The 21,857-nt window shown below is 41.8% G+C and carries 15 protein-coding genes; 9 read left to right on the forward strand and 6 right to left on the reverse strand.

Features of this window, described 5'->3' with window-relative positions:
* Nucleotides 1-26: 26 nt before the first annotated feature.
* The 4 genes from ACTB00_RS09145 to ACTB00_RS09160 form a co-directional block, all read right to left on the reverse strand.
* The gene (locus ACTB00_RS09145) at nucleotides 27-560 is read right to left on the reverse strand and encodes a ComF family protein (RefSeq protein WP_463299609.1); all 534 of its coding nucleotides are present in this window, start codon (nucleotides 558-560) and stop codon (nucleotides 27-29) included.
* A gap of 551 nt (nucleotides 561-1,111) precedes the next feature.
* Entirely contained in the window at nucleotides 1,112-2,485 is a 1,374-nt protein-coding gene (locus ACTB00_RS09150; RefSeq protein WP_463299610.1) for a DUF2254 domain-containing protein, read from the reverse strand.
* A complete protein-coding gene (locus ACTB00_RS09155) occupies nucleotides 2,482-2,688 on the reverse strand; it encodes a hypothetical protein (protein WP_463299611.1) in 207 nt (68 codons plus the stop codon). Before ACTB00_RS09155 ends, ACTB00_RS09150 begins: the two co-directional genes overlap by 4 nt.
* A gap of 282 nt (nucleotides 2,689-2,970) precedes the next feature.
* Complete coding sequence (locus ACTB00_RS09160; protein ID WP_463299612.1) at nucleotides 2,971-3,711, reverse strand: DUF6261 family protein; 741 nt, start codon at nucleotides 3,709-3,711, stop codon at nucleotides 2,971-2,973.
* Nucleotides 3,712-4,346: 635 nt separating this feature from the next.
* On the opposite strand from ACTB00_RS09160, the gene ACTB00_RS09165 reads away from it, so the two are divergent.
* The 4 genes from ACTB00_RS09165 (at nucleotide 4,347) to ACTB00_RS09180 (ending at nucleotide 9,244) form a co-directional block, all read left to right on the forward strand.
* Nucleotides 4,347-4,937, forward strand: coding sequence for a non-canonical purine NTP diphosphatase (locus ACTB00_RS09165; RefSeq protein ID WP_463299613.1), 591 nt, complete (start codon nucleotides 4,347-4,349; stop codon nucleotides 4,935-4,937).
* On the forward strand, nucleotides 4,934-7,261 hold the full coding sequence (gene porZ, locus ACTB00_RS09170) for a type IX secretion system anionic LPS delivery protein PorZ (protein ID WP_463299614.1): 2,328 nt from the start codon (nucleotides 4,934-4,936) through the stop codon (nucleotides 7,259-7,261). Before ACTB00_RS09165 ends, porZ begins: the two co-directional genes overlap by 4 nt.
* 15 nt (nucleotides 7,262-7,276) lie before the next feature.
* Nucleotides 7,277-8,002: a DNA repair protein RecO gene (gene recO / locus ACTB00_RS09175; protein ID WP_463299615.1), complete on the forward strand. Its 726-nt coding sequence runs from the start codon at nucleotides 7,277-7,279 to the stop codon at nucleotides 8,000-8,002.
* Between the two features lie 90 nt (nucleotides 8,003-8,092).
* Nucleotides 8,093-9,244 carry a methionine aminotransferase gene (locus ACTB00_RS09180; protein ID WP_463299616.1) on the forward strand — a complete coding sequence of 384 codons (1,152 nt, stop codon included), beginning with the start codon at nucleotides 8,093-8,095 and terminating at the stop codon, nucleotides 9,242-9,244.
* A 202-nt stretch (nucleotides 9,245-9,446) separates the two neighbouring features.
* Here the strand turns inward: ACTB00_RS09180 and ACTB00_RS09185 are convergent, their stop codons facing one another.
* Both ACTB00_RS09185 and ACTB00_RS09190 read right to left on the reverse strand, forming a co-directional pair.
* Complete coding sequence (locus ACTB00_RS09185) at nucleotides 9,447-9,956, reverse strand: SPOR domain-containing protein (RefSeq protein ID WP_463299617.1); 510 nt, start codon at nucleotides 9,954-9,956, stop codon at nucleotides 9,447-9,449.
* 106 nt (nucleotides 9,957-10,062) lie between these two features.
* Complete coding sequence (locus ACTB00_RS09190; RefSeq protein WP_463299618.1) at nucleotides 10,063-10,308, reverse strand: GIY-YIG nuclease family protein; 246 nt, start codon at nucleotides 10,306-10,308, stop codon at nucleotides 10,063-10,065.
* Between the two features lie 356 nt (nucleotides 10,309-10,664).
* On the opposite strand from ACTB00_RS09190, the gene ACTB00_RS09195 reads away from it, so the two are divergent.
* The 5 genes from ACTB00_RS09195 (at nucleotide 10,665) to ACTB00_RS09215 (ending at nucleotide 21,785) form a co-directional block, all read left to right on the forward strand.
* Nucleotides 10,665-13,844, forward strand: coding sequence for a SusC/RagA family TonB-linked outer membrane protein (locus ACTB00_RS09195; protein WP_463299619.1), 3,180 nt, complete (start codon nucleotides 10,665-10,667; stop codon nucleotides 13,842-13,844).
* Nucleotides 13,845-13,857: 13 nt separating this feature from the next.
* Entirely contained in the window at nucleotides 13,858-15,453 is a 1,596-nt protein-coding gene (locus ACTB00_RS09200; protein ID WP_463299620.1) for a RagB/SusD family nutrient uptake outer membrane protein, read from the forward strand.
* 19 nt (nucleotides 15,454-15,472) lie between these two features.
* The gene (locus ACTB00_RS09205; RefSeq protein WP_463299621.1) at nucleotides 15,473-17,263 is read left to right on the forward strand and encodes a hypothetical protein; all 1,791 of its coding nucleotides are present in this window, start codon (nucleotides 15,473-15,475) and stop codon (nucleotides 17,261-17,263) included.
* A gap of 139 nt (nucleotides 17,264-17,402) precedes the next feature.
* The gene (locus tag ACTB00_RS09210; protein WP_463299622.1) at nucleotides 17,403-18,905 is read left to right on the forward strand and encodes a cellulase family glycosylhydrolase; all 1,503 of its coding nucleotides are present in this window, start codon (nucleotides 17,403-17,405) and stop codon (nucleotides 18,903-18,905) included.
* Between the two features lie 6 nt (nucleotides 18,906-18,911).
* A complete protein-coding gene (locus tag ACTB00_RS09215; RefSeq protein ID WP_463299623.1) occupies nucleotides 18,912-21,785 on the forward strand; it encodes a TIM-barrel domain-containing protein in 2,874 nt (957 codons plus the stop codon).
* Nucleotides 21,786-21,857: the final 72 nt, after the last annotated feature.

Below are 21,857 nucleotides of genomic sequence, written 5' to 3' on the forward strand. Positions count from 1 at the left end.
ATCATTAGGGCTTTTATTTTCCTGGGTTAGGCAATGGCCAGGGTTAACAGGCTTATTTTACAGTCGCAGCTTTTTAAAATGGTAGCAGCACAAGCCTCTAAAGTGGCTCCGGTCGTTACAACATCGTCAATTAGTAAAATGTGTTTTTTTGTAAAGCTTACCGGGCTGATGACCTGAAATATATCTTCTACATTTTCCCAGCGTTCATAGCGGGTTTTTCGGGTTTGTGTACTTGAAAACGTCTTTCTGACAAGGGCGTCATTTGCAATCGGAATTTGCAAAACATCAGAAAGTCCTTTAGCCAGATGATAGCTTTGGTTGTAGCCTCTTTTTCGCTCTTTGCGCGGATGAAGAGGAACCGGACAAATCAGATCGATATGTTGAGTGAAGTTGGAATCTTTGATTTCCCCGGCATACCGACTACCCATGAATTCACCCAATTCTTTCGAACCCTTGTATTTTAGATGATGAAGAATTTTTTGATAGTTGCTCCCTTTTTTAAATTCAAAAAAGGCGGTTGCTCTTTCGATCGGAACACGACCGTAGAAAACTTGTTCCATTCGGTTTTCAGGCTCTAAATGGAAATTGGTGCGTGGAGCATGTAGTAGGCATTTTAAGCAAATGTAGTTCTCATCAGCGATTAGTTTTTCCCCACAGACCAAGCAAAGGCGCGGATAAAAGAGCTCCAGAAGAGCATTTATATAATTCTGTTTTAACGGCATTTTAAACAATCGCGGTGACTCATTATTTCAAATACTGTAATATTTTAAAAAGGTTAAGTTAATATACGTTGGCTTTTTGTTAACAATAGGTTGATGCTATTATAATTCAGTCGTAATACAAAGATAAAACAAGCCTCTTAATTTTAGAAGGTCAACAGACAAGTGATTGACAATTAAAATTATAAAAAGAATTTTTAATATCATACGAAAGTGAGTCTGTTAATACTTGGTAGATTTTAGATTAACAGGATTATTCTCGACCTTCCCTTTCCCTTTTTTTGAAATTATTCCCAAATGAGGTTGCTTCCCGGCAACCTTTTTTTGTTTTGAGTTTTCAGATTTGGTGTATGGTTTTGATTTTGGACTGATGAATATTTGCCACAGTAACGTCAGTTTTTTTGATCTAAAACGTGCATCAATTCACGGTAGCGAGAGATGATCTCTTCCTGGTCATCCTTTTCAGGGACAAACTCCCGTACTGCACGTTCAATCATTTCGCCGTGATGTTGTATAACCGCTGACTGTTCTTGCTGTTGAGCAAGCGTGGCGATCGTTATTAAGGTTTCTAAAAGTCGTTTTAGTACCGAAACATGACTGCTTCCATATTGTCTGATTTGACTAAAAGCAGTATTCGTTACGGTTGTGAATGATGTTGTTTTCAGGATGACGCGTAATCGGCCTTCTTCATCTTTTAAGTGGGAAGAAGGAAATTTCCGGTTGACCAGTTTGCATAAAATTGATCCCAGATGATCAATGCAGGTAAGCGCTGTATACGGATCATTTATTCCGGACGATAGCGCCCTGATAGCCACTTCAACCAATTGATGAACAGCAAATTTCGCATCTTGTTCCGGAGTTCTTTTCGATCCGATAATAAATAGATTTCCGATATGGCTCTGGAAATCATCGTCGAATTGGTTCATGCTTTCTACCGTTACGAATTGATTTCCTTGAACGATAAAGTCACCCGGACGATATGGACAATCAACCAGACAATTGTTTTCCTGAGCGATCTTTACAAGACCGTCACGATCAATTGCTTGCAGGTAGCCGCTTCTTTGGGCATTAATCGTGTATGTGTCGGTATATTTTTGTTTTTCATTCTCAACATCTAATGTTTTATCTTCATTTTCTTTGGCTTCAATGGTATTGGGGAACAACAGATCGATTCGATTGTCCAATTCATAATATACGTTGGCAACGACTTGGTCGGCCTGGATTGAGGTAGCTACATGATGAATAAAATAGATGAACATACCCACGTTGGCAATGGCCAGCAGAACCCCAAAGTTAACAGATAGCACCGGAACAAAAGCATGTTCTTCACCGGCATAGATGGAACGCAGCACAATCAGGCAATAAATAAAGGTAGCGATGAATGTTCCAAGTGCGACTTGATTCCCGACATCCTTCATGAAATTGCGCAACAACCGGGGACCAAACTGCGAGGACGCCAGCGAAAGTGCAACAATCGTAATCGAGAAAGCAACACCGGCTACAGTCACCATCGATCCGGCAATGGTAGCCAGCACCGAACGCGCGCCTTCGGGTCCTACATCAAACAAAATTCGTGACACAGAGGAAGAGTCGATATCGATCGTCTTATCCAGGGCAATCATGAATAAGGCGGCTACAATGGCAGAGAGTAACATCAATGATGGAATAAACCAAAAACTGGTGTGGATCGCCTCCCAACTATTGGACAGCCTTGTTTTGATAAATTTAAATCCGATACGCATAATTCGTTTTTTTAGGTGACTCATTCGTCAGAATACGATTGTGCCTTCAGAAGAATGGTTAACGCATTTCCAACAAGCATGCCGGCAACAGGCCGTGTCGATAAATTTTCGACCGGAGCTAGTTCGAACCCAATCAGACGGCCAACGAAAACAACCATTGAGCTAACTGAGAATAAAAGAGCTTGAGAAGTGGTTAGTAGCCAGACATTGCGTGGAAGATCTTTCATTGGTTCAAATTTCGTTCAGTATACCTTTCCCGGTAATTGCGTTGGAAAGCAACGTAATTAAAAACGGAAAGACTGGTATTTTGTTCGGAATACGAAAAAAGGATGGGTTGAACGAATTCGCGAATAGTTATGGTTAGCATTCAGTCCTGAGCTTGTAACTCATATCACAAAGTTGTTTGAATTGGCACAGAACCTGCCTTTCGGTTATGATCTCTGGCTGAACTCTACCTCCCGCAGGCACGGATTTGTATCCTTGCCCGCGGGAGGTATTTCATTGTCATTTTAAGTAGGCTGAACTGGTCCTTCCTCTTTATTCTCCTTTTTATGGATCAGTATGGCGTAGGTTTTACGCAGCTCGTCCAGTTGGTTAAACAAGGTCATGAGCGTTTCAGAAGGAGTAAAATTGACCGCTTGTTCAATGGCTGTACAAAACTGTTCGTAACTGCTGGCTGCCGCTGCTTTCAGGCTAGTTGCCGAGGGGCCGTCGGCGGCGGCTTCCAGGGCATTTCGTTCCTCATATAGGGCATCAAATTCAGTATTGGCCGTTTCCAGACCGGTCATCATGTCTAAAATACCGGTTGCTGTGGCATCGGCTATCAGCGATTGCCGTTGGTCGAATTTTCTGAAAAGCTCGTTCAAAATGCCGGTTTGCGTATTCATTGCCATAACGTTTGCATCCCAATACGGGTCCATAAATATTTTCAGGCGTTGGGCGGCTTCTTTTTTTAGTTCATCGCGCCCGAGTAGGTGCATGGTCACGTTTCGCTTTATTTCGGCAAAACGGTCGTCTCGATCCTCGTCCATCGCGGACAGGTTAGCAGTCAGTACACTCTTTGAAGCTTTGTTCATTTGGTCGCCCATTGCCTGGTTGTCGGCTTCCAGTTGGTTGAAAGTTGCCTGGGCGACTCCACCTATTTCAGCCATAACCGGCCGGGCATAATCCACGGTCGATTTGTTGATCGAGTACAGGTGTTCGATGGTCAGGTGTCGCGCGTAAAGCGCAACAAATGATTTTAGTTCCATAAGGGTTGTTTTTGGGTTAATAAAAAAGAACTTACTTGATTTTTTGTTTTTGTTCGTTTGGTCTGTTTTTTTGTGAAAAAAAATTTTACGCGTTCACTCTGCTCCCGCTGGGCCAAAAAAAATTTTAAATTGCTTCTCCTGATGAACGGAGAGCCGAATTCATTTCTTTTACAGCTTCTCAGCGACCCGATTCACTCAAAAAAATTTTAAATTGCTTGTTCGTGACCAGGTTCATTCAAATTAAAATTTAATGCCTGAGTTTAGTACTGATTTGTTTTTTAGTGACCCGGCTTTCTTCATCACTCCCTTGGGCTGCCTGAAAAAAAAACTGACTATGCTAATTTAACGATAAGTAATAAGTGATCGTGTATTTTTCAACATTATTTTATGAACTGCACGTTTTGATGGATGAAGTGGCCTTCTCAGCTCATGAACGGGCATTTTAGGTGGTGAACCATATCCGCAGGCTTTTCTGACTGAACTACCTTTTTCGGTCTTGAATCAGCATATCAATAATTTCTGCATTGGTCATTGGTAGGTTTTTGTAAATTTGAGTGCTTTAAAATGAATTAGAAATAAATGAGGCAATTCATTCCGATCGATTTCCGATCAAAAATACTTGCCTAAACTCTTGAATGATGAAACTTGTTTTTGCAACCAATAATCCACACAAATTAAAAGAACTTCAGCAAATACTGGGAGGACAAATTCAATTGCTCAGTTTAGCGGATATTAATTGTAACGAAGAAATACCGGAAACCAAGGAAACGCTGGAGGGAAACGCTGCTGAAAAATCGTTTTTCATTTACAACAAGCATGGCTACAACTGTTTTGCCGACGATACCGGTCTGGAAATTGAAGCATTGAACGGAGCTCCCGGAGTGTATTCGGCCCGGTATGCCGGAGAAGAAAAGGATGCTGTTGCCAATATGACGAAAGTTCTTGATCAATTAAAAGAAATAAAAAACCGGAAAGCTCGTTTTAGAACCGTAATTTCACTTGTTATTGATGGCCGGGAAGTGCAGTTTGAAGGAGTTGTTGATGGCGATATTTTGACAGCGAAACAAGGTGAAGAAGGGTTTGGTTACGATCCGATTTTTCAGCCCGAAGGATGTAGTCAATCTTTTGCGGAAATGGATGCGAAACAAAAAAATAACATCAGCCATCGTGGGCGGGCTGTTCAAAAACTGGCTAACTATTTGAAAGCATTGAATTCAGATTTATGATACGATTTAATATTCTGTGCCTGTTTGTTTTACTTTCTTTTGGGCTTTCTGCTCAGGTTGGAGTTGGCAAGTGGATGGGGCACTTATCTTATTATTCAGCTCAAAAAGTAATTGTCAACGATACTAAAGTTTACTGCATTAGTACCGGAGGACTTTTTATTTACGACCAGACCGATAACAGCATCCGAAAGTTGAATCAAATCAATGGATTGTCAGATGTTTCGCCAAAGGCAATGGCGTTTGGCGAGCAAAATGGTGTGGTTGTTCTGGCCTATGAAAACAGCAACCTCGACTTAATTTTTGAGGATGAGATTTTCAATCTTTCTGATATTAAGCGAAAACAAATTCAGGGAGACAAGAATATCTACAACGTTCTGGTTGTTGGATCAACAGCCTATTTATCGTGTGGTTTTGGCATTGTTGCTGTGAGTCTGGATAAGAGGGAGATAAAAGATACTTACTACATTGGCGAAAACGGATCTTCGGTTGTTGTAAATGCAATGACCTATGATGGTGAATCGTTGTATGCGGCTACCAAAGAGGGTATTTTTAAAGCTGATGCGAATGAGCCAAACTTACAGAATTTCAATAATTGGACCCGGATTGAAACAATACCTCATGCCGATGAAGAATTTACCCAACTCGGTTTTTTGGGTAACTCAGTAATTGCGTGCTATTATAATGCTTCAGCCGGGAAACATGAGTTGTATAAAGGATCAGGGGATAACTGGACTGCTTACTTGACAACTGTTGATCAGGTGATTGACATGCAGGTATGTGACGACCGAATTGTTATTTCGCAAGGCGGATTCGTGGGTATTTACGATGAAAATGAACAACTGGTTGAAGATGTCATCGACTACAATTATCCGAACAGAAAAGTATATGATATTGTTGTTGCTCAGGGATACTATGACAAAGATGGGGCTGTTTGGCTGGCGGATAATAACGAAGGATTAGTTAAAAAAACGGGCGGAGACTATGAGCAGATTACTCCTCAAGGTCCTATTGATAATCAGGTGTTTTCTATGACGACCAATGGCGCCGATTTATGGGTGACAACCGGCGGGCGTTCTAGTCTTTGGGGCAATTTGGATAAGGCTCCGCAGCTCCAGTTATTTCGCGATGGAAGCTGGAGTGTTTTTAACCGAAAGACGCACGATGAATTTGAAGCATTTGAAGATATTGTAAATGTTGTGGCCGACCCGGCCGACCCCGATCATATATTTATTGGAACCTGGGGCTTTGGGGTGGTTGAAATGCAAGGCCGGGAGTATGTCGATCGGCACGATCAGTTCAACAGTACCTTACAAACTGCGATTCCCGAAGATTCTGCTTCGGCGTATGTGAGAATAGGAGGAATGGCTTTCGACTCAGAAAATAACCTGTGGGTTACCAACTCTGAAGTTGGAGAACCTCTGTCGGTTTATAAAACAGATGGAACCTGGGAATCGTTCCAGTTCCCCGGAGTTGATAATACAGTTGTTGGTGATATTGTTATTACCGGCAATGATGATAAATGGATTGTTTTACCGCGGGGCAATGACCTTTTTGTTCGGAAAAGTGATGGAACGGATGGGAGACACCTAAAATTAACAACTTACTTCACCAATGGTACGGTGGAAGAAATTAACCGGATGAATGATATTTATTCGATTGCCAAGGATCATGATGGTGCTATCTGGATCGGTGCTTCCAACGGAGTCGCCGTTTTTTATAATCCCGGGGATATTTGGGACGAAAGTACTTTTTATGCAACACCGCCTGCCCTGGACTTGAATGATGGTATTTTTCATGCCTTGTTACGAACCGAAAAAGTGACTGCGATTGCGGTGGATGGGGCAAACCGCAAGTGGTTCGGGACATCAAATTCCGGTGTGTACCTGGTCTCCGAGAATGGCGACGAAGAATTGCTCAATTTTACAGCAGATAACAGCCCGTTACTATCGAACACCATTCAAAGTATAGCCATCAACCCGGAAAGTGGGGAGGTATTTTTCGGAACACCCGAAGGTATTATTTCATACCGTGGTGAGGCAACGGGGGGAGCCAATGAGTATGCTGATGTGTATGCCTTTCCTAATCCCGTTCGCGAAGATTATGACGGGGATATTGTCATTACCGGATTGTTAGCTGATACCGATGTGAGAGTAACGGACATAAGTGGAAACCTGATTTATAAAACCACTTCGCTGGGTGGGCAAGCTATTTGGGATGGAAAAAACCTGAACGGCAACCGGGTAAGTACCGGGGTTTATGTTGTTTTTGGAAACGATAAGTCTGGCGAAAAAACGTTCACCACCAAGATCCTGTTCATTCACTAATAGAAATAAAAGGTCGTGCTGGAAAAAACCCGAGGTATCTTTTTGCATCACATTAATTATTCTGAAACGAGCATCATTGCCCGGATCTACACCGAAAAGTTTGGCAATCAATCATACTTAATTAATGGGGTTCGTAAGAAAAAGGCTGCGATGAGGAAAAGTCTTTTTCAGCCATTATTCCTGTTAGATTTGGAAGTTTATTATCGACCGGGACGTAATTTGCAACGGGTGAGGGATGTCCGATTTAGTATCCCTTTTGAGCATATTCCTTTTGATATCACAAAAAGTTCTCAGGCTATTTTTTTGGCCGAAGTCCTGCTGAAGTGTCTCAAAGAAGAAGAATCAAATCCGGAGTTATTCGACTTTCTATATCATGCCATTGCCTTGTTGGATATGAAGAAGGATGGAATCGCAAATTTTCATCTCGCATTTCTGTTTCATCTTACCCGTTTTTTGGGCGTTGCGCCGCAGAAATCGGAGCATGCCCATACGGTCTTTTTTGATCTGGAATCGGCTGCTTTTTCCGTCTCCGAACCTTTGCATAACCAATATATGAATGCCGAAACCACTGGGAACTTTAAACAATTATTTCAATTTGATTTAGGTAAAATTGAACAACTGTTAATCGATAAACGTCAGCGGACTATTTTATTAGACCAGTTGATAAAGTACTATCAAATTCATCTGGATATTTCTTCAAACTTAAAGTCCTTAGTTGTATTAAAAGAAGTTATGGAGTAATTGATTGGTTTGAATTAATTCCGTAATTTTAGACATACTCTCGATGGACTATCACCACTTTTATTATTTTTGCAAACTCACTGCTTAATTATGGTGCAATCGAAATTACCCAATACGAGTTCAAGTGTTTTTTCCTCGATTAACAAACTAATCGAAGAATCCGGAGCTATTGATATGGCTGTTGGAAAGACAGATTTTAGTTGTCCGCAGCAATTGATTGATCTGGCTACGAAGTACTTCAATAATGGTTTTAATAACTATGCTCCGCTGGAGGGTGTACTCCCTTTGAGAAAAGCCATTAGTGATATGGTTGAAAAGAAGTACGCTCAAAAGTTCAACCCGCATACCGAAATTACCATTACTGCGGGAACAATACAGGCCATTTATACGGCGATCAGTTCAATCGTTAAAGATGATGATGAGGTGATTGTGTTTGAACCGGCCTTTGAGTCGTTCGCACCGTCGATTATTCTAAACGGTGGTCGACCTGTCTATGTGAAGTTAAAGGCTCCATCATTTAAGATTGACTGGGAAGAACTCCGGAAAATGGTTTCTTCTAAAACCCGGATGATCATTCTAAATTCGCCTCACAATCCTTCGGGAGCTGTTTTGTCAGAGAACGACTTGTTCCAATTACAGCGACTTACAAACGGCACGAACATCATCATTTTGAGTGATGAGATCTTTGAATCCATTATTTTTGATAATCAGGTTCATCAAAGTATTGCCCGCCATGATAAGTTGGTGGAGCGCAGTTTTATCATCTCATCTTTTGGACCGCTGTATAACATCAATGGATGGGGAATTTCATACTGTTTGGCGCCTGAAAAGCTTATGCGCGAATTTCGTAAAATGCAGCAAATTCAAATTTACAATGTGAATACACCCTTGCAGTATGCACTAGCTGATTACCTGCCGCTAAATCAAAATTTTGAAGAAGTCTCTGAATTATTTCAGGGTAAACGGAATTATTTTAACCGCTTGCTGGAAGGCAGCCTCTACGATATTGTATATGCACAAGGCGGTTATTTTCAGCTATTGGATTACTCCAAACTTTCAGACGAGCCGGATTTTGCTTTTGCCGAACGCTTAGCCCGGGATTTTGGTATTGGGACAACTCCTGCTTCTGTTTTTTATCACGAGAAGACCAACCAGAGTTACTTGCGTGTGTGCTTTGCTAAGGACAATGGTAAACTGGAGCAAGCAGCCGAAAAGTTACTCCAAGTTCCATCTATGATCTAGTAAGAGAGGATCTGTCTTTTAAGTTGACACTGAATCACATTTGATGCCGGCTGGACCGTGTTGAAACTCTGGAGCAAGAATGTAGATGGTTGGGCGATAAAAAAAAACTTGGGATTAACAGCACTGTTGTCGCAAGTTATTACTTGCCGTCCAATCAATACCACTAATCCCAAGTTTAAACGTGAACGGTACTATTGTTTGATTATTTTTTAATCAGCAACCAGGTATCAGCGTATTTGGGGTAATTATTTCTGATTTGATGAACCCGTTTTCTCGCTTCAAGCTCTTCGTTATACGAATTAACACAAACCCGGTAATACCCGGTTTCGCTGTGCAATACAATTGGATTAAACCCTTGCGGGATTAGCTCTTGCTTATAACGGTTGGCATTTTCGTTGCTGCTAAAACTACCGATGATTACAAAGTAAGTGCTGCTTTCATTTTTTATCTGATCTTCTTTCTGTGCGAAAGTAAACGTCTCGCTCTGAACGCGTACTGGCTTTTCCGTTTCTTCCGGCTCTTCATACATCCGATCCGAAGTAGGATTCTCTCTCACCTCAGAAGTTGTGGCTGGCACTGAAAATACTTTTGCTTGAGTATCTTCCTGCATTGTATCGGTGGTTTGTTTATCATCCTTTTTTAGTTTTTCAAAAACCTTACATCCTGATGATAATACTCCCAGGGCTAGAACGGCAACCATTATTTTTTTCATGACTAGTTTTTTAATTGTTTTGTTGTTTTGATCTTCAAAAATACGAAAAAGCAATGCGGCTTATTGTGCATTGTGATACAGATTATTAACGATTGATTGTTGAAATCTAAAAATTAAGAATCTTTTTCAGGTATCGCTGGCCTGCAACGGTTCGGTAAAACCGGCTTCGGCGGATGGCTTCCTGTTTACTGGCAAAACCTTCGTTGTAAAGAATTACCCAACCTGTGAGGCCTTTGGTAGCTTCCACTTTCCCTTGGTTGTGGGCAATCTCGGTTTTTTTCAGATCCTGGCAAAACCCGTAATAAAAACGGTGATGCTCCTGATTGTATATTACGTACGAGTAAAAATTCATTCTGCAAAAATATAAAAAGAGATCAACTCTTTACTGTGATTTTCATTCGGACTGCAAAATCCATTATTATACGAAGATAGATTTTCCGGAACTTTTGATGTTTTGACCGTAATGAGTTGTAAAACAGATCTGTGTGTCGATTTGTGAAATTGTAGATTAACAAATGCCCCGGTGGAAATTAACAAATGAGCAGTATGCATTAACGATTTGACTACCAATTCTGAACATTCCTTCATTCCTTTTGGATGGTTCTCGTCTACTTTTGAGAATGCATAGAAGAGGAATTGGAGCGGTGAGCTTTTAATTCCAAACAATAACTAAACTAGTTGAAATATCTAATCAATAAACTTTAACGTATGAAAGAAAAACGCAATGATGCGAGTTTTTTTAAGAACTCCATTAAAAGGTTGTTTGGTATGCATTTGAGTGCAGCCTTGCTAATCTTTTCAATGCTACTTGTCTTTTCCGGGAATGCTCAAACTACAGAGCGCATGATTTCCGGAGTTGTTACAGAAGCAGATTCCGGAACACCAATTCCCGGAGCATCTGTTGTAATTAAAGGAACTACAACTGGAACAGTCACAAATTTCGATGGTGAATTTACGCTAGGCGTATCGAATGAAGATGTGTTGTTGATCTCGTTCGTTGGATTTGCTTCTCAGGAAGTTTCGGTTGTCGGAAAATCAAATCTGCAGGTTGCCCTGGAAGAAGAAGTTGAACTCTTCGATGAAGTTGTGGTCGTTGGGTATGGCGTTCAGAAAAAGAAACTGGTAACCGGAGCAACAATTCAGGTTGACGGGGAAGAACTTCAAAAGCGAAGCACAACAAGCGCGCTTCAGGCTTTACAGGGACAAACTCCCGGTGTGCAAATTTCGTCTACTTCAGGACAACCGGGTGAAGGGATGAACGTAACCGTCCGTGGTTTGGGAACTATTGGAAACTCCGGTCCACTTTATGTTGTTGACGGTGTTCAAAGTGGCGATATCTCTTACCTGAATAATTCAGATATTGAAAGTATTGATGTACTGAAAGATGCCGCTTCGGCGGCCATTTACGGATCGCAAGCAGCAAACGGAGTTGTTTTGATTACAACTAAATCAGGAAAAAAAGGAAGTGCTCAGATTTCATTCGATTCGTATTATGGCGTTCAGAATATTGCACGTCAGGTTGATATGATGAATAGCAAGGAATATGCTGTCATTATGAATGAAACGGCAATCAATTCGGGCAAGGCACCGTATTTTAATGCCGATGAAATTTCTGCGATGGGAGAAGGCACCGACTGGATTGATGAAATGATATACGACGATGCGATTACTCAGAACTACACACTGGGAATAAATGGAGGTACCGACGCTTCGGTTTATTCTATTTCGCTTTCGTATACCGGGCAGGAAGGAACCGTTGGTGGACCTTCTGTTTCAAACTACGACAGGTACAATTTCCGGGTTAATACGGAGCACAAATTATATGACGACTATGTAAAAGTTGGACAGCACTTAACTTTTGGTTACGTTGAGAAAAGAGGAATTGGCGTTGGCGATCAATACAACAATACCTTGCGTGGTGCATTTAATACCAGTCCGTTTTTACCGATGTATGATGATGAAGGTAACTTTTTGAATAACACATCAGGAGCTGGTGTGATGCACAATGGAGAGGTTTGGGATCCTTGGGCTGAGGGAGAAAGTAACCCGTACGCCTCGATGGTTTTAAACAATCAATCTAAAAAGAATAATCAAAAGCTTTTTGGGGATGTGTATATTGAAATCAATCCGATTAAAAACTTAACCTTTAAAACCACCTTGGGTGTTGATTTTTACACCGAAGAAAGCCGCTCCTACAAGCCTACTTATGAGTTGTCGATTTATGCATTTAGAACTCATGATGAAGCCAGCCAAAACTTAAGTAAAGGGCTCGCGCTAACCTGGAACAACGTTCTTTCCTACGATTATCAAATTGATGATCATTCTTTTTCTGCACTTGTTGGAACTGAGGCTTATCGAAACCGAGGAACGTGGCTAAATGTTTCTAATGCCGATCTGATTATTTCTGATTTGGATCATGCCTATATCGACAATACGACGAATACTGAATTAACCAGATTAAGTTACGGCGGTGCTCCAAATGATGAATCGATGTTGTTATCTTACTTTGGGCGTTTAAGCTACAACTATCAGGAAAAGTATATGTTGAATGCGACTTTTCGTCGTGACGGATCTTCACGCTTTGACCAGAGTCATCGCTGGGGTAACTTCCCTTCGGTATCTGCTGGTTGGGTTGCTTCAAACGAAGGATTTCTGGAATCAGCCCAAGGTTGGATGGACTTTCTGAAAATTCGCGCCAGCTGGGGCCAAGTAGGAAATCAAAATATCAGCCCATGGCAATATTTAGCACCGATTAAAACATCAAATACCAATTATTATTTTGGTTCTGCTGATTACGATGCTTCGGGCAATACAGTAGGAGCTTATCCTAGTCGGTTGTCTAATTTAAATTTGCAATGGGAAACATCGGAACAAACCAATATTGGTATCGACTCTCGCTTTCTGGATGCACGATTAGGCTTAACAGTTGATTGGTACAACAAGACCACAAAAGATTGGTTGCTCGAAGCACCAATACTTGCAACTGCGGGTGCCGATGCGCCATACATCAACGGTGGTAATGTGAAAAATACCGGTATTGAGCTGGCTCTAAACTGGAACGACCAAATTGGTGATTTCCATTATTTCATATCAGGAAACATCGCCAAAAATAAAAATGAAGTAACTGAAGTGCCCACCGAAGATGGTATTGTACATGGAAAAACCAACATGTTATATGATAATGCCCTGGAGTTTTATCACCGGGCAGAGACCGGATTTCCGATTGGATATTTCTGGGGATGGGAAACGGATGGTATTTTCCAAAACGAAGCGGAGATAACATCGAATACGAACTCAGCAGGGAAAGTGATTCAACCCTCTGCCAAACCAGGCGATGTACGATATGTTGACCAGGATGGCGACGGCGTTATCAATGAAGCTGATAAAACGATGGTTGGCGATCCCAACCCGGATTACACGTTTGGATTCTCTTTGGGATTTGACTATAAGAACTTCGATTTCTCGATGTCTGCCAATGGAGTTGCCGGAAATCAAATTGTACAAACCTACCGAAATCATTCAAGTGCATTTGCCAACTACACAACTGAATTTCTTGGTCGTTGGCATGGCGAGGGGACTTCAAATACGATTCCCAGAGTAACCGAAACAAACATCAACTATCTCTTTTCGGACTTATTTGTGAAGGATGGCGATTTCTTGAGAATTAGCAATATTACCTTAGGGTATGATTTCGCGAAGTTGATTAATAACAAATACCTCAGCCAGGTGAGACTGTTCACATCTGCTCAAAATGCCTTTACATTTACTGAGTATAACGGAATGGATCCTGAAGTTGGTTATGGAGTTGAAAATGGCTCATCAGGTGTTGATGTGGGCTACTATCCTCGTCCGAGAACATTTTTAGTTGGCCTTAATGTTAAATTCTAAAATCTGAAGGATAATGAAAAAGATACACATTTATATATTGACTCTGGGCCTGTTTTTATGGAGTGCCTGCTCGGAGAGCTTTTTGGATAGTGAGCCAGTTACTTCGCTTACTGATGTAAACTTTTATAAAACAACCGATGATGCAGAGATGGCAATTGTAGGTTGTTACGATGGACTTCAGGTGGTTTATTCTGCCGGAAATGGAATGGCTTTCCCTGTTATGGCAGAAGTGCTGTCCGATAATTGTTTTGGAGCAACAGGGGTATCAGATAGCTATAACTATCAGGTTGCTGATGAGTTTGATTTATCCCGTTCTCCTGCCGAAGTGGATATGCTTAATGATTATTGGAAAGCTTATTACAAAGCAATTTATCGCTGTAATGTTTTGCTCTCGAAAATGGATCAGATCGAATGGGGCGAAGACCTTCAATTACGCAATAGCATTGAATCGCAAGCTCGTTTTTTAAGAGCTTATGCCTACTTCGATATGGTTCGCCTTTGGGAGAACATTCCATTGTTGACCGAACCAACGAATGAAAATATTCCACAAGCCAATCCGGATGATGTATACAAGTTGATTGCCGAAGATTTGCAATTTGCTGCTACAAATGGAGCTGAAACTGTTGAGCCGGGGCGTGTTAATAAATGGGCTGCTAAAGCCATGCTTGCTCGAGTTTATCTTTTCTACACCGGTTATTACGGAAAAACTGATTTGTTAACCATTGCCAAAGGCGATGTGCTGGAAGGCCTGGAAGATATCATTACCGCCGATAAGTATGGATTGGTTGAAGAGTATAAAAACCTTTGGCCTGCGGCTTCCTCTACCCCAAATGAAGCTGGTGATGGATTGACTACAACCTATGCGGGAAAAGACAACAAGGAAACCGTTTTCGCCATTAAGTACAACATTACGTCAGATTACGACGGAAACACCGATGGCAATCATTGGATGGTGATGTTAGGATTACGAGGACAGTCTTTTTCTCCTTATGGTAAAGGCTGGGGATCTTGCACAGTGCTTCCATCATTATACAATGCCTACCAGGAAGAAGACGTGCGCAAGGAAGCATCTATCATTGGTATTGCAGAGGAAGAACTGGATTTCGACAACAGCGACCAGCGTGAATACACCGGGTATACTTCTAAAAAATACATTCCATTATCGAACCCTGATGGGAAAGATGTAGCAGAAATAAATGGGGCTACCAATTTCATGATTGGTCAGTATCAGGATTATGTGGTTATTCGTTATGCTGATGTGCTCCTGATGGCCGCTGAGTTGGGTAGTGCCAGTGCACAAACCTATTTTGACGAGGTACGCATGCGTGCAGGATTGGATAGTAAAACGGTTAACCCGGCAAACCTGTTGGCTGAGCGCCGTTACGAGTTTGCTTTGGAAGGCATCCGCTACTGGGATCTGTTGCGCCAAGGCTTGGAAACTGCTGCAAATACCATTGCAACAACTCAAACAGTATTGAACGGTGGAGTAGAAGTAACCAAGAAGATTGAAAAGTCGAAAATTATGGCGACCAAAGGTTTTCAAGTTATTCCTCAAACGCAAATCAGCTTGTCTGATGGAGTATTGATTCAAAATGACGGTTGGAAATAATATTAAAAAAGAAGAAAGTATGAACACACGCAAGTTAAATATATTTGTCGCTCTTTTAGGCTTGGTACTGGCTTTTGCATCGTGCCAGCCTGATGAGTTCTCGCTTGGAAAAATAATTTCCAAAGACGATTTGCAATACAGCATTACCCAAAATGCTGACGACCCAAACATGATTATCCTTGAAAGTTTAACGCCAGAAATGACTCCGCTATGGGTTACACCGGCAGGGCGTTCTACAGAACTAAAAGATACGGTAAAAATCGCTTTCCCCGGAGAATATAAATTCGTTTATGGAGTAGAAAGTGCCGGTGGATTTGTGCAAGCTGATACCATGGTGATTTCCATTACAACAACAAACCTAAGCTATGTTGATGATCCATTATGGAACATGTTGACCGGTGGTGTTGGCGAATCCAAGACCTGGATCCTTGATAACGGGAAATATGGACTGACTAATGGACCAATGTATTTTGCGGATCCTTCTCGGGAACAAGTTTGGGGGAATTATGAAATAAATTGGGATCCTTCTGGATCATCTGTTGGCGCTACTGATCAGGACTATGCTGCAGAAATGACTTTTGATTTGATTGGTGGGCCTCATTTAACTTCGTATAAACCAAATGAAGGAGATGTAACGGAACAAGGTGTTTTTGATCTAAATGTGAAAAATCATACACTGAGTACGACTGATGCTACTATTATTCGTTTGGCGGCTATCGCTCCTAATGCAAAAAACTGGAATACCAATGTAAAAGTTCTTGATTTGACTGAAAATCAGTTGAGGGTAGCCATCTATCGAGATAATAATGATGAGCAAGAATGGTGGTATGTCTTCAATTATGTTTCAAAAGATTATGCGGATAATTACCAATATGCAGACCCTGAACCAGAATTGCCTGATGGATGGCAAGATATCATATCAAAAACTGTTAGTACAACTATCGTTTGGAAACTTTCGGAAAGCAATCCATTGGATTGGGCTAATCTTGATGGTTCGATGATGAACGGCTGGCAAGCTCCTGAAGATTATCCCGATTGGTTGGGTACTCCTGATCCATCGGTTTATGGCAGTTTTTCCATGACTATGAACTCTAACGACCAATCGGTTGTATTCGTAACTCCTGATGGAACAACAACTAACGGAACCTATTCGTTGGATGACAAAGGTATTTACTCTTTTGATGTCACCGTTCCTTCCTTTACTTTGATCAATTGGGCAAGTTTTGCGCCTGATGCCAATAACCACTTACGTATTCTTCAAATTAAAAAGGATTTGTCGGGTAATGTGACTGATATGTGGGTAGGTGCAAGAGATGCTTCTGCCCCTCAGTACACGGCTTTCCATTTGGTTGCGCAGACTGGTGGTGGAAGTGACAATGGACCTCAAGGGACAGAAATCGCGTTTGATAATTCCAAGTTGGTGATTGGTGACCCTGAAGATAAAGGAAATCTACGATTGGAATTGTATAACGAATATGGATTAACGAAAGCTGATCCTGGAATTAATACAGCGGATTTAGTATTCAGTAATCGGATTGATGTCACTTTTACGATCAGTGGAATAACATTGAAAGACGATGCCGTCGGTAATTATGATGCATCCATGTATTATGCCGACGCAGACTGGACTCCAAATGCGAATGGCGATGTGATTCAAGTCAATGGAGACGGTACCTATACTGTTTCCTATTCTCCTGAAAGCGATGCAGAGGGAGCAGTAGTTTTTGTGATAGATATTTTAGGCATGGGGGCTGATATTACAGACTTGTCTGCTGTTACTGCGACAATCGATAAAGTTGTCACTTATTGATAGATACTGAATAAAATCAAGTAACCAAATCTTCCCTGAAGCAATTGCTTCAGGGAAGAATATAAAGTTCAACTGTTACGCATGAAAGCGAGCAGCTGAAATTAAAATCTTGAATCAACGAAACAGAAAGATGAAGCACATGAATAAGTGGATATACCTGTTGATGTTATTAATGACAATTGTTGCATGCAGCAACGACCCAGGGAAAGAAGTAACTCCTGAAGAACCCGAAGCGACGCTTTCCGCATCGCCAGTGAGCTTTTCATTTGAAGCAGCAGGGGGAACAGCTGATTTGTCAATTACCAGCAATGCTGTTTGGAAAATTAACTTCAACACTTCGGAGTGGTGTAAACCCTCGATTCAAACAACATCAGGGAATGCAACAGTTACCTTAACGGCCGAAGAAAATACGATAGAACAAGAACGTTCGATGAGTATGATCCTTACAGCGAATGGAACTGACGATATTTCACTTCAGATTACACAGGCAGCTGCAGTTATAATTCCACCTGATCCTGAATCCGCAGATTCAATTGCTCCGGATAACACAGGAATGGACAGTGATGCTAAAGTGATTGCGTCGAGAATGACTTTGGGCTGGAACCTGGGAAATACCTTGGAAGCCATTGGTGGCGAAACTGCCTGGGGCAATCCAAAAGCCACCGAAGAATTAATTGTGGCGGTCAAAAACGCCGGCTTCAACGCCATCCGAATCCCCTGTGCGTGGGACAACTACCTCGAAGATCAGACAACATACAAAATTAAAGAAAGCTGGCTGGGGCGCGTTAAAGAAGTGGTTGACTATTGTGTCGATAATGACATGTATGCTTTGCTCAACATCCATTGGGATGGGGGTTGGCTGGAGAATAATGTCACGCCCGAAAAGCAGGACGAGGTCAACAAAAAGCAAGCTGCTATCTGGAAACAAATTGCCATCACTTTTCGTGATTACGACGAACACCTGCTTTTTGCCGGAGCAAACGAACCAAACGCTGACAATGCAGTGCAGGCTGCTGTATTGAAAGTGTACATGCAAACTTTTGTTGATGTGGTGCGATCAACAGGCGGAAGGAATACTTACCGCAACCTGATCATTCCCGGACCAAATACCGATATCGATAAAACAAACGAGCTGATGAGTCTGCCTGCCGACCCAACCGCAAACCGAATGATGGCAGAGGTGCATTATTATACTCCCTGGAACTTCTGTGGCCTTGAAGAAGACGCCAGCTGGGGAAAAGTGTTTTACTTCTGGGGTGCAGATAATCATGTCAGCGATGCTGGCGAGCGAAATGCGAATTGGGGTGAGGAAGACACAGTCGACGAACAGTTCTTAAAAATGAAAACCAAATTTGTTGATCAAGGAGTTCCCGTTATTTTGGGCGAATTTGCAGCAACGCGTCGCGACCTGAGCAATTACGGAACAACCTGGCAGGAGAAACACGATGATTCGCGTGCTTGGTTTGCCGAGTATGTTGTCAAGAAAGCCAAAGACAATGGAATGGTTCCCTTTTATTGGGATAATGGTCCGACGACCGTCAATGCTTCGGGAATCTTTGACCGGAGTACCAATACGGTTGGCGATCAGCAAGTTTTGGATGGATTAATCAAAGGAGCCGAAGCTGGGGATTACCCATATTAAAATCTGGTGATAACAATAATTGAAGAGAATAAAGAAGAAACCATGAAGAAGTTAGTTGCCATCGCATTGATTGCGGTATGTTGTTTTTCCTGTGCGCAAAAAAACTGGGAAGCAAATAAGGAAGGAGTCGTTGTTTATCCTGAGATGGATTCGGATAACGGCGCAAAGGCTGTTCGAATTATACCGATCAATGATGAGATTATTCGCGTTACAGCATCGGCTACAAAGGCATTTGCCGAAGATGAAAGCTTAGTCGCTCTGCCAGTTACCGAAAGCGTTGATTTCTCGGCAAAAGAACAGGGCGATATCATCCGGATTTCAACTAAAAAAACAAATGTTGAGGTATCAAAAACAACCGGAGAGGTGCAGTTTTTTGATTCGGAAGGCAATCGCTTGCTTCAGGAAAAAACAACCGGAGGAAAGGAATTTGAACCGATGGAAGTTGATGGGAGCAAAGGATACTCCATTCGTCAGGTTTTTGAATCGTCAGAAGATGAAGCTCTCTATGGTTTGGGTCAGCATCAGGCTCACGAAATCAACTACAAAGGCAAAAACGAAGAGCTTTTTCAGTACAATACCAAGGTTTCTATCCCATTTCTTATTTCAACAAAAAACTATGGTTTACTTTGGGACAATTACTCTTTTTCGCGCTATGGAGATAAGCGCCCATACGGACAGATTGATCAATTTAAACTCTTTAATGCTGATGGCGAAGAAGGTAGTCTGACAGCAACGTACATTGATGATACCGAAAGCAACCACGTTTTTACCGTTCGTCAGGAAAGTACGATTGATTACGAAAATCTGACCACCATTAATAATTTCCCCGAAGGGTTTGCTTTTAATCATGCTAAAATTACCTGGGAAGGCGATATCGAGCCGGAAGAGTCCGGCCTGTTTCACTTTTTGCTTTATTATGCCGGATACACCAAAATCTGGATTGACGGTCAGCTGAAAGCCGATCAATGGCGGACAGCATGGAATCCGTCTGTTGCCAAATTTCAATACCAGATGAAAGAGGGAGAAAAATACCACCTCAGGTTAGAATGGATTCCCGATGGTGGCGTATCTTACGTTGGTTTGAAAGCCTTGTCTCCTGTTGACCCAGAGGTGCAGGACGATATCGCTTTTTGGTCTGAAATGGGGGATCAGATTGATTACTATTTTATGCATGGTGACAATATGGACGGAGTGATAAAAAACTACCGGACATTGACCGGAAAAGCTCAGGTGATGCCCAAATGGGCTATGGGATTCTGGCAAAGCCGCGAGCGTTATAAAACACAGGATGAACTCCTCAATACACTGAAAGAATTCAGGAAAAGACATATTCCTATTGACAACATCGTACAAGATTGGTCGTACTGGGAAGTTGATAAGTGGGGCTCCCACGAATTTGAAGCGGCGCGTTTTCCCGATCCAAAAGCCATGATGGATGAAGTGCACGATAATCACGCCCGAATCATGATTTCGGTGTGGCCCAAGTTTTATTTGGGAACGAAGCATTATGATGAGTTTGATAAAAACGGATGGATGTACCAACGAGCAATAGAAGACAGCGTTCGCGATTGGATTTCCCCCGGATATTTAGGCTCTTTTTACGATGCCTACAACCCGGAAGCACGCAAGCTATTTTGGGATCAAATTAATGACAAGCTTTATCAAAAAGGAATTGATGCCTGGTGGTTGGATGCGACAGAACCGGATATTTTATCGAATGCCAGCATGGAGTATCGCAAAAAATTAATGAACCCAACAGCGCTTGGGTCTTCGACAAAATACTTCAATGCCTACGCTTTAATGAATGCTAAGGGAATCTACGAAGGACAGCGAAAAGAAAATCCCGGAGATCGTGTATTTATACTTACTCGTTCGGGCTTTGCCGGCTTGCAACATTATGGAGCGGTAACCTGGAGTGGCGATATTGGTACAAGCTGGGAAGATATGGAAGCGCAGATTCCTGCAGGAATAAATTTTGCAATGTCAGGGTTACCTTACTGGACAATGGATATTGGTGGTTTTTGTGTGCAAAAGCGCTTCGAAAATGCCAGGGAAGGAAGCGAAGATCTGGAGGAATGGCGCGAATTAAACACCCGCTGGTACCAGTTTGGCGCTTTTGTTCCCTTATTTCGTGTCCACGGACAATATCCATATCGCGAAATTTACAACCTGGCACCAGAAAGTCATCCGGCATATCAATCAATGCTGTATTACAATAAACTACGCTATCGTTTGATGCCTTATATCTATAGTTTGACAGGAGCCGTTTATCATGATGACTACACGATTATGCGTGGTTTAGCGATGGATTTTGCAGACGACCACCGGGTGCAGAATATTGGTGATCAGTATTTATTTGGCCCCTCGTTAATGGTTTGTCCGGTTTATAATTACAAAGCACGTCAGCGCGATGTTTATTTCCCAAACAATGGTGGGTGGTACAATTTGTACACCAGCGAGTACATTGCCGGAGGACAGAAAGTAAATGTGAATGCTCCATTTGAGCGAATGCCGATATTTGTGCGCGAAGGATCGATCTTGCCAATTGGGCCCGAAATTGAATATACGTCGCAGAAAAAACCCGAGTTGATCAAGCTATATGTTTACACTGGAGCCGATGGTTCGTTTGAGTTGTACGAAGACGAGGAAACCAATTACAGTTACGAAGACGGGGCATTTTCAACTATCCTGTTTTCGTATAACGAAGAGTTAAAAACATTGACAATAGGTGAGCGTGAAGGTGAATTTGAAGGTATGTTGGCTGAGCGTCAGTTCGAAGTAATCTTTGTAAAAAAGGGTAGTTCCATGACGTTAGATTTTTCGAAAAACAACGGAAAAGTTATAAGTTATGCGGGTTCGAAAGTGGGTGTAGCAATGTAAGAGGTCAAGAAAAGCTGTTATATCTTTAATAGTATTTCTTTTTTCTTGTATCTTTTACGGGTCTAATACAGG

The sequence above is a fragment of the Sunxiuqinia sp. genome (genome assembly GCF_055140945.1).